Annotated in this window: 18 protein-coding genes, 1 tRNA gene and 1 riboswitch; of the genes, 10 read left to right on the forward strand and 9 right to left on the reverse strand. The window is 64.9% G+C overall.

Translation table 11 applies throughout. The annotated features are described in order from the left end of the window. Positions 1-16 precede the first annotated feature (16 nt). From AB4Y36_RS02350 to glyA, 7 genes are all read right to left on the reverse strand, one after another. Positions 17-448 (reverse strand): type IV pilin protein, encoded by a 432-nt coding sequence (locus AB4Y36_RS02350; RefSeq protein ID WP_069262802.1) that lies wholly within the window; start codon positions 446-448, stop codon positions 17-19. 20 nt (positions 449-468) lie between these two features. Continuing rightward, positions 469-954 (reverse strand): hypothetical protein, encoded by a 486-nt coding sequence (locus tag AB4Y36_RS02355; protein ID WP_368682208.1) that lies wholly within the window; start codon positions 952-954, stop codon positions 469-471. A gap of 47 nt (positions 955-1001) precedes the next feature. After that, positions 1002-1793, reverse strand: a complete 792-nt coding sequence (locus AB4Y36_RS02360; protein ID WP_368682293.1) for a PilW family protein — start codon at positions 1791-1793, stop codon at positions 1002-1004. A gap of 2 nt (positions 1794-1795) precedes the next feature. After that, a complete protein-coding gene (locus AB4Y36_RS02365) occupies positions 1796-2224 on the reverse strand; it encodes a hypothetical protein (RefSeq protein WP_368682209.1) in 429 nt (142 codons plus the stop codon). After that, positions 2221-2757 carry a GspH/FimT family pseudopilin gene (locus AB4Y36_RS02370; RefSeq protein ID WP_069262805.1) on the reverse strand — a complete coding sequence of 179 codons (537 nt, stop codon included), beginning with the start codon at positions 2755-2757 and terminating at the stop codon, positions 2221-2223. The genes AB4Y36_RS02365 and AB4Y36_RS02370 overlap by 4 nt, the downstream gene beginning before the upstream one ends. Positions 2758-2914: 157 nt before the next feature. Then, positions 2915-3394 (reverse strand): transcriptional regulator NrdR, encoded by a 480-nt coding sequence (nrdR, locus tag AB4Y36_RS02375; protein WP_342948473.1) that lies wholly within the window; start codon positions 3392-3394, stop codon positions 2915-2917. A gap of 15 nt (positions 3395-3409) precedes the next feature. After that, positions 3410-4657, reverse strand: a complete 1248-nt coding sequence (gene glyA / locus AB4Y36_RS02380) for a serine hydroxymethyltransferase (protein ID WP_069262807.1) — start codon at positions 4655-4657, stop codon at positions 3410-3412. A gap of 160 nt (positions 4658-4817) precedes the next feature. Continuing rightward, a riboswitch (ZMP/ZTP riboswitch) is annotated at positions 4818-4955 on the reverse strand. 198 nt (positions 4956-5153) lie between these two features. Here glyA and ydfG point away from each other — a divergent pair. The 10 genes from ydfG to AB4Y36_RS02430 all read left to right on the forward strand — a co-directional run bounded on the left by ydfG (position 5154) and on the right by AB4Y36_RS02430 (position 12334). After that, positions 5154-5900: a bifunctional NADP-dependent 3-hydroxy acid dehydrogenase/3-hydroxypropionate dehydrogenase YdfG gene (gene ydfG / locus AB4Y36_RS02385; protein WP_368682210.1), complete on the forward strand. Its 747-nt coding sequence runs from the start codon at positions 5154-5156 to the stop codon at positions 5898-5900. A 68-nt stretch (positions 5901-5968) separates the two neighbouring features. Then, positions 5969-6463 carry a tol-pal system-associated acyl-CoA thioesterase gene (ybgC, locus tag AB4Y36_RS02390; protein ID WP_069262809.1) on the forward strand — a complete coding sequence of 165 codons (495 nt, stop codon included), beginning with the start codon at positions 5969-5971 and terminating at the stop codon, positions 6461-6463. Positions 6464-6617: 154 nt separating this feature from the next. After that, positions 6618-7295, forward strand: a complete 678-nt coding sequence (gene tolQ, locus AB4Y36_RS02395) for a protein TolQ (RefSeq protein ID WP_028205324.1) — start codon at positions 6618-6620, stop codon at positions 7293-7295. A gap of 24 nt (positions 7296-7319) precedes the next feature. After that, entirely contained in the window at positions 7320-7766 is a 447-nt protein-coding gene (gene tolR / locus AB4Y36_RS02400; protein WP_035513412.1) for a protein TolR, read from the forward strand. Next, positions 7763-8749, forward strand: coding sequence for a cell envelope integrity protein TolA (gene tolA, locus AB4Y36_RS02405; protein ID WP_368604071.1), 987 nt, complete (start codon positions 7763-7765; stop codon positions 8747-8749). Before tolR ends, tolA begins: the two co-directional genes overlap by 4 nt. Before the next feature lie 136 nt (positions 8750-8885). Further along, entirely contained in the window at positions 8886-10178 is a 1293-nt protein-coding gene (tolB, locus tag AB4Y36_RS02410) for a Tol-Pal system beta propeller repeat protein TolB (protein ID WP_069262811.1), read from the forward strand. A gap of 18 nt (positions 10179-10196) precedes the next feature. Continuing rightward, complete coding sequence (pal, locus tag AB4Y36_RS02415) at positions 10197-10703, forward strand: peptidoglycan-associated lipoprotein Pal (RefSeq protein ID WP_042266217.1); 507 nt, start codon at positions 10197-10199, stop codon at positions 10701-10703. Between the two features lie 23 nt (positions 10704-10726). After that, entirely contained in the window at positions 10727-11476 is a 750-nt protein-coding gene (ybgF, locus tag AB4Y36_RS02420; RefSeq protein ID WP_069262812.1) for a tol-pal system protein YbgF, read from the forward strand. Positions 11477-11653: 177 nt separating this feature from the next. Then, positions 11654-11729 (forward strand) — tRNA-Lys (locus tag AB4Y36_RS02425). A 158-nt stretch (positions 11730-11887) separates the two neighbouring features. Next, positions 11888-12334 (forward strand): BspC domain-containing protein, encoded by a 447-nt coding sequence (locus AB4Y36_RS02430; RefSeq protein WP_069262813.1) that lies wholly within the window; start codon positions 11888-11890, stop codon positions 12332-12334. 107 nt (positions 12335-12441) lie between these two features. Here the strand turns inward: AB4Y36_RS02430 and AB4Y36_RS02435 are convergent, their stop codons facing one another. After that, on the reverse strand, positions 12442-13032 hold the full coding sequence (locus tag AB4Y36_RS02435; RefSeq protein WP_069262814.1) for a YceI family protein: 591 nt from the start codon (positions 13030-13032) through the stop codon (positions 12442-12444). Between the two features lie 54 nt (positions 13033-13086). Further along, positions 13087-13674, reverse strand: coding sequence for a YceI family protein (locus AB4Y36_RS02440; protein WP_342948592.1), 588 nt, complete (start codon positions 13672-13674; stop codon positions 13087-13089). Positions 13675-13725: the final 51 nt, after the last annotated feature.

The following is a 13725-nucleotide window of genomic DNA, read 5'->3' on the forward strand; positions in this document are numbered from 1 at the left end:
CAGCCCTCCAGGCCGTTCACCGGTCCCTCCAGCACATCTGCGTAGACGCCGGGACAACGCCGCTGCCTGCAGCACGATTGCTGCGCGCGCCGGTTGCGTCGAGTACGAAGGCGCCGCACGCATCGCCACGCATCGGCCCGGCTTCCACCGGATCGGCTACGAGGGCGTAGCCGCCGTTGGAATCGTCGGCGGGCATGAGACGCAGGCGGTAGACGGGCGTTCCCGTCGGCGGAGCCTGGTCGAACCCAGTGGGCAAAAGTGCCATCGACGCGCTCTGCGTATCGACGAGTTGCGCTGCGCGATAGAGCGCGGCCACGGCGTCGATGCGATGTCCCCGCGCGATCTGCGCGCTCCACCCCGGCATCGCGAAGGCGGCGACGATGGCGGCCACCGCCAGCGCGATGACCAGTTCGAGCAGTGTGAACGCGTTGTACCGGTTGCTCTTCACCTTACCTCCCGTTTGCCTCGTCAAAAGGGCCTCGCGACGACGTAGCGCCAGTGATGCTCGACGCGTGTCGCGTCGCCCTCGGTTTCGATGACCAACTGGTCCTGCAGCCAGCTTTGGGTGTCTTCCGATGCGCCGAACCCTCGCGCCGTGACGAGATACGCGCGAACCAGCGGACGGCTATCGATGCGCCAGGCCTCGACGAGGCATTGCGGCGTGCGCACAGACCCCGGCCACGCAGCAAGGGGCGCAACCGTCTGCCGCTCGAAGCTGTCCTGCCGCCGCCAGGCTTGCGGCTCGCCTGACTGCGTGGCCGCCGCTGGTGGGGCCAGCGAGCCATTCGACAGCGAACGCGAGCACAACACGAGCGCGGCGTCGGCGGCATGGAAGGCCTGCAGATGATCGGCGACGGCATCCGCGTTGCGCCGCGCCAGCAGCGCGGCCTCGAACCACGCCGCCGAGGTCGCGAGCATCATCGCGACGACAAGCAGCACGACTGGGAGCGCCATGCCGCGAGCCGTGGCCAGTGTGCGACGCTTCCCGCGCAGGCTCATTTTCATGACGCTGCCGGCGAAACGTTACGCAGCACGATGTGCCGCCAGAACGCTTGTCGCGCTCGCCCATCCGCGCCGAGCGCCTGCACGCCATCGCAATCGACGTATCGGATGCGCCGCGCAAAGGTCGCTCCGCGCACCAGCACGCACAGATCGACCGCGACGACCGACGCCCACTGATCGCGAGCGAGCGCCGAAGCGTCGACCGCCTGCGCCGCGCCCGCCGTCCAGTAGCGCAGGCGCAAACGCTCAACGCCCTCGACGAGCGGCTGTGGCTTGCCGACCTTGCCGGAGCCCGCGCAGTAGAGCTCGCTCTCGCCGGTCGACCCGCTCACCTTGGCGTGATAGCGGTTCACGATCTCCACGCCTGCCACGCCAACCGCCTGCCCAAGGCAGTCGGTAACCTGGCCGTTTGCGACGGGCCAGGTCGATACGCTGTCGCCTTGATAGCGCACGGCCAACCCGTCGGAGCGGCTCGGCAGCAGCGCGCAGGCAAGCGCCGCATCGGTACCGCTCGGGCTCCCCGCCGAGCAGCCGAAGATCGCGGCGCCGGCAAGCGGCGAGCGTGCGTCCGCCGAAACAAAACCGGCCATCTGAATCTGCTCGCCGATCAGCATCAACGCATTCATGCCGGCCTCGTGGATGCGCGCAGCGTCGCTCGCCTGCGCGTATGCCAGGCGCTGCATGCGATATGCCGAGAGCGCGCCAAGCGTCACCACCAGGCCCAGCGCCACGGCGATCGTCAGTTCGAGCAATGTGTGGCCAGCCTGCTGGACCCCGTGGGCGCAGCGCATGTTCATCGCAGAAACGCCAGGGCGACGCAGGCGCGCCCGGCGGAAGCCGTGGCATCGAGACACCGCGCAACCCGCGAAACCGCCGTCGATCCCGACGCTGCGCCGTGCGGTGTCGCCGCCCAACTCACGGACGCGATCGATGCGTCGCCGCCCGCGCTCGACATGGTCAGCCGCCCTTCGGGCACGACGCTCGCCGCCAGCGCCTGCCATCGATCGGTCGTGGCGGGCGTTGCCCGCGCCACGCGCGCCGCTTCGGCCACGGCGTCAGCGGCAAAGGCCGCGCGCTCGCGCGCCGCTGCCAGTTGCGCGTGCCGGGCCAGCCCGAGCTGGGTGCTCATCAGGCCGAGCCCGCACATCGCCATGATGCCGAGCGCAATGGCGACCTCCAGCAGCGTCGACCCGCGCTCGCCGCGCTCGCTCACCCGGCTCATGACGCCCCCGTGCATGCGCCGTCGCTGATGCGTGCCCGCCCCCCCTGTGCGATGCGTATGCAGCGACGCCAGCCCGCACCGCGTTGTGCCGCCGACGGGACCCGCGGGGCAATCTCGAAGTTGCGCAAGCTGCCGATGGTCTGCCCCGCCGGCGGCGAAAACGTGATGGCGGTGAGGCCCGACGCCACGGAGATCGCATCGAGCGCCGGCTGGATGCGCAACGGGATAGACGCTCCGGCGCGCTCGATCATGACGGCCCAGCCACAGGACCAGTCGGCAATTCCGGACGGACACGCTTTGGCCGCCTCGAGGCAATGGCGCGCGGCGTCGACGCGGCAAACGGTGACGCGCGCCTTGCGCCGTATGGCCTCGTTGCGTGCATAGGCGAGCGTGCCGAGCATGGCGTTGGCGCGTGCGTCGACCTGATCGCGCACGCGCCACGCGGTGAAAACGGGCGTGGAAACCGTTGCGCAGATCGCCAGCAGGACGATGACGACCATCGTCTCAATGAGCGTGAATCCTCCGGACTTCATGAGCAATCCTTAGTTCGAGCGGATTGCCATCAATCTACGGACGAAAACGAAACGAAACAATTAGCCGAACGGCTAGCTGGTGCGCGCAACGTCGGCTCGCGAGAATGCAAGCGTTACGACAGCGGCCTGGCAGGAGGGAAGAAAAATGGGAATGCGCTCAGCGCTTTTTCGCGGGGTTGTTGGCGCCCGCGCGGCGGAATTCCTCGATCACGTCTTCGAATTCGGAGACGTCCTCGAAGCGTCGGTACACCGAAGCAAACCGTACGAACGCGACCTTGTCGAGTTCGCGCAATTCGCCCATGACGAGCTCGCCAAGGCGCTCGCTGCGCACTTCGCGCTCGCCGCTGCCGAGCAGTTGGTCCTCGATACGGGCAACCGCCGCGTCGATCGCATCGGCCGCAACCGGGCGCTTGCGCAGCGCCAGTTGCATGCTCGCCATGATCTTGCGGCGGTCGAATTCCGTGCGGCTGCCATCCTTCTTGACGATCGAAGGCATCGCCAGCTCGACCCGCTCGTACGTCGTGAAACGCTTGTCGCAGGCCGGGCAGCGGCGGCGGCGCCGGATCGCGGCGCCGTCTTCGGACACGCGCGAGTCGACGACCTGCGTGTCTTCGTGCCGGCAGAAGGGGCAGCGCATGGGTTATCGCGTGGCTTAGCGGTAAACCGGGAAACGCTTCGTCAGCTCGGCGACCTGCGCCTTCACGCGCTCGATCGTGGCGGCGTCTTCCGGATTGTCGAGCACGTCGGCGATCAGGTTGCCGACCTGCTCGGCTTCCTTCACGCCAAAGCCGCGCGTCGTCATGGCCGGCGAACCGAGACGGATACCGCTCGTCACGAACGGCTTTTCCGGGTCGTTCGGGATCGCGTTCTTGTTGACCGTGATGTGCGCGGTGCCCAGCACGGCTTCCGCCGCCTTGCCGGTGATGTTCTTCGCGCGCAGGTCCACCAGCATCACGTGGCTTTCCGTGCGGCCGGAAACGATGCGCAGACCGCGCTTGACCAGCGTCTCCGCCAACACGCGGGCGTTGTCGACCACTTGCTGCTGGTAGGTCTTGAATTCCGGCGAGAGCGCTTCCTTGAACGCCACGGCCTTGCCGGCAATGACGTGCATGAGCGGACCGCCCTGAATGCCCGGGAAGATGGCCGAGTTGATCTGCTTCTCGAACTCCGCCTTCATCAGGATCACACCGCCGCGCGGGCCGCGCAGGCTCTTGTGCGTGGTCGTGGTGACGAAGTCGGCGTGCGGCACCGGGTTCGGGTAGACGCCCGCGGCGATCAGACCGGCGTAGTGCGCCATGTCGACCATGAAGTACGCGCCAACCGCCTTGGCAACCTTGGCGATGCGCTCGAAGTCGATACGCAGTGCGAAAGCCGACGCACCGGCGATGATCAGCTTCGGCCTGGTTTCGTGCGCGCGCTTTTCGAGCGCGTCGTAGTCGATGTCTTCCTTGGCGTCGAGGCCGTAGCTCACGACGTTGAACCACTTGCCGCTCATGTTCAGCGCCATGCCGTGCGTGAGGTGACCACCTTCGGCGAGGCTCATGCCCATGATGGTGTCGCCCGGCTTGAGCACGGCGAAGAACACGCCCTGGTTGGCCTGCGAGCCCGAGTTCGGCTGAACGTTCGCGGCTTCGGCGCCGAACAGCTGCTTCACGCGGTCTATCGCGAGCTGCTCGACGATATCCACGTTTTCGCAGCCGCCGTAATAGCGCTTACCGGGGTAGCCTTCGGCGTACTTGTTGGTGAGCTGCGAACCCTGCGCGGCCATGACCGCGGGCGAGGTGTAGTTTTCCGACGCGATGAGCTCGATGTGCTCTTCCTGGCGGCGGTTCTCGAGTTCGATCGCCTTGAAGAGTTCGGGATCGACGTTGGCGATGGTGCTTTCGGCTCTGTCAAACATACGGATTCCGTTAAGTGTGTTCAGGTTGACCGGGTCTCGCGCGGAACGCGTAGCGGGTACGCGGCGCTGCTGGCGAAGAGGCCAGCCTTGACGTGGCGGAAGGAGGTGCCGCACACGCGAGGCAGGACAGCCCCCGCAGCGCAAACGAAAGCGCGCGAAATCAGGCTGCCCAGGCGAACGGCAAAACGGCACCCTGCGCTTCACGGTGGGTCGTTCCACCTTGAGTCCCCAATAACGAGCGCATGGCTACCGCCAATGCCGCCATTTCGGAACCCTATCGCCAGTCACGCAGGGATTGAGCGCGTTAGTTTATTGGAACGGCAGGGAATAGGCAACCGCCCGCCCCCAGTGCGCTCGGGCGTCCCGCGGGCTGCGACGCGCCGTGCGGCGGCAACTGGCCATGCGGCCCGCGCGCGTACTGTCCCTTTCTTGCCGCCATGCGGCATTGCAAGTAGGCTCTCCCCTTTTCCCGCCTTCTACCGACCAGAGAGCCACCATGATCGTTTTCGTCACCGGCGCGTCCGCAGGATTCGGCGCCGCCATCGCTCGCGCCTTCGTGAAGGGCGGACATCGCGTCGTCGCCACGGCTCGCCGCAAGGACCGCCTCGACGCCCTCGCCGCCGAACTCGGCGACGCCCTCCTGCCCATCGAGCTCGACGTGCGCGACCGCGCGGCGGTCGAAGCCGCGCCCGGCGCGCTGCCGCCCGGGTTCGCCGGCATCGACGTGCTGGTCAACAACGCCGGCCTCGCGCTCGGCGTGGAGCCGGCACAGAAGGCCAACCTCAACGAGTGGGAAACCATGATCGACACCAACTGCACCGGTCTCGTGCAGGTCACTCACGCGTTCTTGCCCGGCATGGTCGAGCGCAACCGCGGCCACATTTTCAATATCGGTTCGGTGGCGGGCCGCTGGCCGTATGCGGGGGGCAACGTCTATGGCGCGACCAAGGCGTTCGTGCGTCAGTTCAGCCTGAACCTGCGCGCTGACCTCGCGGGCACGGCACTGCGCGTGACCGACATCGAGCCGGGCCTGTGCGGCGGCACCGAGTTCTCGAACGTGCGCTTTCGCGGCGACGACACCCGGGCAGCCAGCGTCTACAAGGACGTGCAGCCGCTCACGGCCGAGGACATCGCCGATTCGATCTACTGGATCGCCACGCGCCCCGCGCACGTCAACATCAACACGATCGAACTGATGCCCGTTGCCCAGACATTCGCCGGTACCAGTATCCACCGCGGCTAAAAATACCTTACAAATTTAATACTTACGTCAGTCGTACGAAAGACGTAGGGGCCTCGCGTTCCGGTAGAATGCGCGGCATGGAAAATTCCACCAGCAAGCCGGACGCGGCGTCGTCACCGGCCGGGCGCGGCTTTACGTGGCCGGTGCGCGTCTACTACGAGGACACCGACGCCGGTGGCATCGTGTTTTACGCGAATTACCTGAAGTTCTTCGAACGCGCGCGCACCGAATGGCTGCGCGCGTGCGGCGTCGATCAGCGTCGGCTCGCCGAGGAAACGGGCGTGCTCTTCGTCGTGCGCAGCACCGCGCTCGACTACCGTTCGCCGGCGCGCCTCGACGACGTCGTCACCACCGTCAGCCGCGTCGAGAAGCTGGGCCGCGCCTCGGTCGACTTCATGCAGGAAGCGTGGCGCGAAAACACGCTGCTCGCCACGGGCACCATTCGCGTTGCCTGCGTCGACAGCACGGCCATGCGGCCCGCACCCATTCCGGCCCCCGTTCATGAAGCCTTGCAACGTGGACCCCAGAAAGACCTGTACGCCGTGTCAACGGCAGTGCAGTAATTACCGTTGATACGACGCCAGTGAACTCGCGCCGGTCAATGCAGGACCAAGCAGGGTTCGGCCGCGACGGCACGAGAGCTTCCCAACCGCCTACGGGAAGCCTTGCGTTGTCTTGCAGCCGCTCGCCCCTTTCGGGACGTCACAACGAACCTATATGAACACTACACAAGATCTGTCGATCATTTCTCTCGTTCTTAATGCGAGCATACTGGCACAGGCGGTGATGGGGCTTCTTCTGCTCATGTCGCTGATTTCCTGGACTTTCATCTTCCGCAAGTGGTTTGCGATTCGCCGGGCGCGGTCCCAGACAGAGCGCTTCGAGCGCGACTTCTGGTCAGGCGGCGACCTGCAGGCGCTCTACCAGAGCGCAGCCAACAACCGTCACACGATCGGCGCGCTCGAGCGTATCTTCGAGTCGGGCATGCGCGAATTCCTGAAGGCGAAAGAGAAGCGCCTGAACGATCCGAGCCTCGTGCTCGACGGCGCCCGCCGCGCGATGCGCGCCGCCTTCCAGCGCGAAATGGATGCGCTCGAGGCGAACCTCTCGTTCCTCGCTTCGGTCGGCTCGGTGAGTCCGTACATCGGTCTTTTCGGCACGGTCTGGGGGATCATGAACGCGTTCCGCGGTCTCGCGAACGTGCAGCAGGCAACGCTCGCGAACGTCGCGCCCGGCATCGCCGAAGCGCTGACGGCGACCGCGATCGGTCTGTTCGCCGCCATTCCGGCGGTGGTCGCGTATAACAGCTACGCACACGACATCGACCGTCTGGCGATCCGCTTCGAAACCTTCATCGAAGAGTTTTCGAACATCCTGCAGCGTCAGGCCCACTAATCTTCACGAAGCAAGGAGTCGAAGATGGGAGGCTCAGTCCGTTCGAGCATGCGAGGCAGCCGCTCGCGCCGTGCGATGGCCGACATCAACGTCGTGCCGTACATCGACGTGATGCTGGTGTTGCTCGTGATCTTCATGGTGACCGCGCCGCTCGTGGCGCCGTCCATTGTCAACCTGCCGACCGTCGGCGGCGCGTCGCAGCAGCAGCAGGTGCCGCCCGTCGTGGTCAATATTCGCCCCGACGGCAATCTGAGCGTACGCTACAAGGATGACTCCGGCGCCACGCAGCAACAGACCATGACGCGCGCCGATCTCAACGGCTTCGTCGCCGATCGCGAGCAGAGCCATCCCGACCAGCCCGTCGTGATCGCCGCCGACAAGTCCGTCAAATACGAGACGGTGATGAACGTGATGTCCGACCTGAAGTCGCATGGCGTCAAACGTGTCGGACTGCTCGTCAAATCGCAATGATCCGCAAGAACGATTCGTATCCGCTGCAGCCTCCGCGAGAGCGTGGCACGGGACGTGCTATCGCCCTCGCGGTGCTCATGCACGTGCTGCTCGGTCTGTTCCTCTATCACGGCATCCGCTGGCAGAACAGCACGCCGGCGGGTGAAGAGGCGGAACTGTGGACCGAGGTGCCGGACCTGTCGACACCGAAGCCGCTGCCGCCGCCCGCGCCGGTCGCCCCTGCCCCGCCGCCGCCTCAAACCGAGGAAGCCGACATTGCGCTGCAACAGCAAAAGCGTAAGCAGCAGGAAGCGCAGCGCGAGGCGCAACTGGCCGAGCAGCAGCGTCTGAAAGCCCAGCAGGAAGCCGAAGCGAAGCGTCAGCAGCAGCTCGCGGCCCAGCAGGCCGCGCAGCAGAAGGCCGAAAAGCTCAAGCAGCAGCAGGAACAGCAGCAAGCCGCGGCGGAGAAGCAAAAGCAGCTGCAGCAGCAGGACGCGCTCAAGAAGCAGCAGCAGGAAGAAGAGCAGCAGAAGCAGGCGAAGCTCGACGCGCAGAAGAAGGCCGACGCCGAGAAGGCGGCCAAGGCGAAGGCGCAAGCCGACGCCCAGGCGAAGAAGCTCGACGCGGAACGCCGCGCTCGCATCGCGCAGATGCAAGGCTCGATGGGTGGCGGCGAAGGCACGAGCGGCAACGGTCTCGCGAAGAGCGGCACGGGCAGCGGCTCGGGCGGCAACGCGACGTCGCCGGGCTACGCCGACAAGGTGCGCCGCCGCGTGCGTCCGAACATCGTGTGGGCGGGCGAAACGTCGGGTCTCGAAACGGAGATCGCGGTGCGTTGCTCGCCGACCGGCACGCTGCTTTCGGCGACGATCTCGCGCAGCAGCGGCAACGCGTCGTGGGACGACGCCGCGTTGCGGGCAGTTCAGCGCTCGGATCCGATGCCGGTCGATACCGACGGCAAGGCGCCTTCTAGCTTCAAGATCACCTTGCGCCCGGCTGGTTGATGGCGAGCGCAAGGCGCAGAAAGGTTGAGGAAAGCCGCCGCGCAACAGTGGCTAATAAGGAACGATTCGAACGTTTTCGGGTCAGTCTGCTGTTGCGCGTTATGACAAAATTGCTTTTTTCAGGAAATATCACAGCATGACATTGATGACGAAGCTTGGCCTGCGAACCCTCGTCGCGTCCTGCCTGATCACGGCGGGCGGCGCGGCGAACGCACAACTCAACGTCCTCGTCACCGGCGTGGGCTCTACCCAGTTCCCCATCGCCACGGCTAACTTTGCCGGTGAAGCGAATTCGCCCGAGCAGGTCGCGGCCATCGTGCGCGCCGACCTGCAACGCAGCGGGAAATTTACGAATATCGATGCCGGCAGCGCACCGATCTCGGAAAACGACTCCGTCGACCTCGGCAGCTGGAAGGCCAAGGGCGCCAACGCGTTCGTTGCGGGCAGCGTGAACAAGCTCGCCAACGGCCAGTACGAAGTGCGCTTCAAGCTCTACGACACCGTGAAGGGCGAAAGCCTCGGCGGCCTCGTGCTCACGAGCCCGGCAAGCGGCCTGCGCATGAGCGCGCACAAGGTTGCGGACTACATCTATCAGAAGCTGCTCGGCGATCGCGGCGTGTTCGCCACGCGTCTTTCATACGTGATCAAGACGGGCGGCCGCTTCCAGCTGCAGGTTTCGGACTCCGATGGACAAGACGCGCATATCGCGCTGTCGAGCCCCGAGCCGATCATCTCGCCGGCCTGGTCGCCCGACGGCACCAAGGTCGCTTACGTATCTTTCGAAAAGAAGAAGCCGATCGTCTACGTGCACGACCTGCCGACGGGTCGCCGCGTGATCATTTCGGACCAGAAGGGCAACAATTCGGCGCCGGCCTGGTCTCCCGACGGCCGCACGCTCGCAGTAGCATTGTCGCGCACGGGCAACACGCAGATCTTCGCCGTCAATGCCGACGGCTCCGGCCTGCACCGCCTCACGCAAGGCACGACGATCGACACCGAACCCAACTACTCTCCTGACGGACGCTGGATTTATTTCACGAGCGACCGCGGCGGCCAGCCTCAGATTTACAAGATGCCGGCCCAGGGCGAAAGCGCCGCAGCGGCACAGCGTGTGACGTTTACCGGCAACTACAATACGAGCCCGAAGGCCAGCCCGGACGGCAAGCAACTGGCGTACATCTCACGCACGGGCGGCGGATTTAAGCTGTACATTCAAGATCTGCAGTCCGGTGTCGCCACGGCGCTCACTGACACGACACATGACGAGTCGCCCAGCTTCGCGGCGAACGGTCAGTACATTCTTTACGCCACACAGGTGAACGGCCGTGGCGTGCTGGCTGCTGTATCGACCGACGGTCGTACGCGGCAAATCCTGTCCGTTCAGGGCGGCAGCGTACGCGAGCCGTCCTGGGGTCCTTTTATGCAATAACACTTCAGGAGAGAAATAATGATGTCGAAGAAAGTACGCCTGGCCTTGGCCGTCTTGATGATCGGTGCACTGGCGGCGTGTAAGTCGGGTGTCAAGGAAACGAACCCGAACGCCGGTGCGATGAACACCCAGCCGAACCCGAACGCGGTCGCCCAGGTGAACGTCGATGAGCTGAACAATCCGAACAGCCCGCTCGCCAAGCGCAGCGTGTACTTCGATTTCGACAGCTACGCCGTCAAGGACGACTACCAGTCGCTGCTGCAAGCTCACGCACAGTACCTCAAGACGCACCCGGAACGTCACGTCCTGATCCAGGGCAACACCGACGAGCGCGGCACGAGCGAATACAACCTGGCGCTGGGTCAAAAGCGTGCTGAAGCGGTCCGTCGCGCCCTCTCGCTGATGGGCGTGCCCGATTCGCAAATGGAAGCCGTCAGCCTCGGTAAGGAAAAGCCGGTCGCAACGGGCCACGACGAAGCATCGTGGGCGCAGAACCGCCGTGCTGACCTCGTGTATCAACAGTAATTGAGCATTGGATGAAGGGGCGTATGTCGCACCGTTTCTCCCCGCTGCGCGTAGCCGCAGCCGCTTGCGTGGCTGGCGTCGCCTTTGCGGCGCTGCCGGCCCACGCGGGTATCTTCGATGACGATCAGGCGCGCCAGGCGATTCTCGACCTGCGCGCGAAAACGGACAGCCTGTCCAGCCAGCTGTCCGCCGCTCAACGCACGATCCTCGACCAGTCCAACCACCTCGACCAGCTCAACCAGCAGGTCGCGACGTTGCGCGGACAGAACGAGGATATGGCGAACCAGTTGGCGACCCTGCAGAAGCAACAGAAGGACTACTACACGGATCTCGACACGCGACTCAAGAAGTTCGAGCCGCAGCAGGAGACCGTGGACGGCATGCAAGGCACGGTTCAGCCGGGTGAGATGGACGCGTTCAACGCCGCTTCGCAGCAGTTCCGCAACGGCGACTTCAAGAACGCGGCGGCATCGTTCCGTAGCTTCATCGCGAAGTTCCCGCAGAGTCCTTACCAGCCGACCGCGCAGTACTGGCTCGGCAACGCGCTGTATGCGCTGAAGGACTACAAGGGGTCGACCGCGACGTGGCAGAACGTCGTCAACAAATACCCGCAACACCCGCGTGCCCCCGAGGCACTGCTGGCCATTGCAAACAATCAGATCGAGCAGGGGCAAAAGGCTGCGGCCAAACGCACGCTCGAGCAGGTCGTTTCGCAATACGGCAACTCGGATGTCGCCCAGACGGCGCAAAGCAAGCTTTCACAGCTCAAATAAGCGCTGCTGGATGGTTTTGGCGTGACGTGGCGCGCTGGCTAATGCCAATGCCGCGAAATGCGCCTCTCGCATACAGGGAAGGCCCGGGGCACGGCGTGCTCCGGGCGCTTCCATCGGTTTTATGACGGCAAAAGTTGACGCGTTGACCAGACGCCGCTATAATCCCGCTTCTCTTTTGGGTCGTTAGCTCAGCTGGTAGAGCAGCGGACTTTTAATCCGTTGGTCACAGGTTCGAATCCCGTACGGCCTACCAAAGCATCAAACAAAAAGCCCAGTCTCCGGACTGGGCTTTTTGCTTTGCAGCGTACGGCGCAGGCTCAAGCGTCTTGAGTGACTCGGCGCGCGAGCATGCGTCCAGCATGTATACTCCCTCCCCCGCCGTCCCATCCCCGCTGCACAGGCCACGTCATCATGAAGTTCACGACCCTTGCCTGCGCCCTGCTCGCGCTTTTCTGGCTCAGTCTGCGCGTTCAGGCGCAAATTCAACCGCAACCCGAAGACTACGCATACCTGCGCCGCATACGCGTGCCGGACGCCGTCGTCAATTGCGTTGCCGCGCTCGACCAGTGGGTGCATAAGGCGCAGCGTTACGATTCGCTGCTCGTGCCCGATCGGCGCGCGCTCTCGGCGAAAATCGAGCAGCCCGCGCCCGCGAATGCCACGCCCACGCCCGTCGCGAGCGACGCACTTTCGCCTGCCCCGTCCATCGACACACTGATCCATCTGCGCGCCTTCGCCAAGGTCCGCGGCAAGTACGCCTGGGTGCCCGTGAAGGCCACCTGCGGGATCTGGCATTCGCACGTCGTCGACGTCGCGCTGTCGCCGCGCGGCACGCACGCAACGTCGCCGATCCACTGACGACACTTCGTCATCCTTATCGCTTCCCGCAACAAAAAAGCCCGCGCGCCTGACAGCGCACGGGCTTTTTCGCATCGAGCGACGCGCGGCCCATGCCGCGCGCAAACTCAGTCCGCCTTGACGCCTTCGACCTGGATCTGCAGCGTCGTCGCCGTCTTGAAGCCATACGACTGGCCCCAGTTCACGCCGTAGTCCGCGCGGTCGAATTGTGCCGATGCGTCCGCGCCGCACACTTCACGCTTGAGCATCGGGTTCTGGAAGCACTTGAACGAGTCGATCTTCAGGTTCAGCGGCTTGGTCACGCCATGCAGCGTGAACGTGCCGATCACTTCCACGGGCTTGTCGCCTTCGAAGCGGATCGACGTTCCCTTGTAGGTGGCCGTCGGGAACTTCGCGGTGTCGAGGAATTCGGCCGAGCTCACGTGCTTGTCGAGCTTCGCGTTGCCGGTATCGATCGACGATGCGTCGATCGTTACGTCCACCGTGCCCGTCTTCGCCTCGCGATCGAGCGTGACCGTGCCCGAGCTCTTCGTGAACTTGCCGCGCCACACCGAGACGCCGCCGAAGTGATCGGCTTCGAAGCTCGGATAGGTGTGCATCGGGTCGAGGTTATAGGTCGTGGCGGCTGCGAGCGCCGGCGTGGCGACGAAGGCTGCGAGCGAGGCGGCAACGGCCGCGGCGAAAATCGTGGTCTTCATGAATCGATTCCTGGTGCGGGAGAAACGGGATGAAAAAGCGGTGCCGTACGCGCGTCAGTGCGCGGCGGACACGATGTGAAACTTGATCTGCACGTCGTCGGCGACGATCGAGGTGTCCTTCCACTCGCCCGAGCCGATGCCGTAAGCGAGACGCTTGATCGGCAGCGTGCCGTCGAACACCTGGGTGGCGCCGTCCTTGCGGTACTGCACCGGCACGACGACGTCGGTCGTCTTGCCCTTGATGGTCAGCTTGCCGGTCACCGTGAACGCGCCGTTCGCGGCGGGCTTGATCTGTGTGGAGACGAAGGTCGCGTGCGGGAAATGCGAAGCGTCGAACCATTCGTCGCCGGCGACTTCCGTGTTGTATTCCGGCGCGCCGAGGTCGAAGCTCGCCACCTCGACGTCGAGCTTCGCGCTCGATGCCGCGACGTTCGCCGGATCGAAGCGCACGTCGGCGGTGAAGTGGTTGAAGCGCCCTTCGACCGGCACATTCATTTGCTTGAACACGGCGCTCACGGAGTTCTTCGCGGCTTCGGCCGCGGCGTTGGCGTTCGTGGCGAAGGTCGTGGCAAGTGCCGCGCCGGCGGCGAGCGCCGCGCCGAGCGCGACGACGGAAGCAGTATGGGCAAGACGCTGGATCATGGGCAGTCGGTCCAAGGTGGAAGGTATCGGGAAATGGAGATGGCGCATGCG

This window comes from Paraburkholderia sp. BR10936 (assembly GCF_040965735.1).
Classification (GTDB): domain Bacteria; phylum Pseudomonadota; class Gammaproteobacteria; order Burkholderiales; family Burkholderiaceae; genus Paraburkholderia; species Paraburkholderia nodosa_A.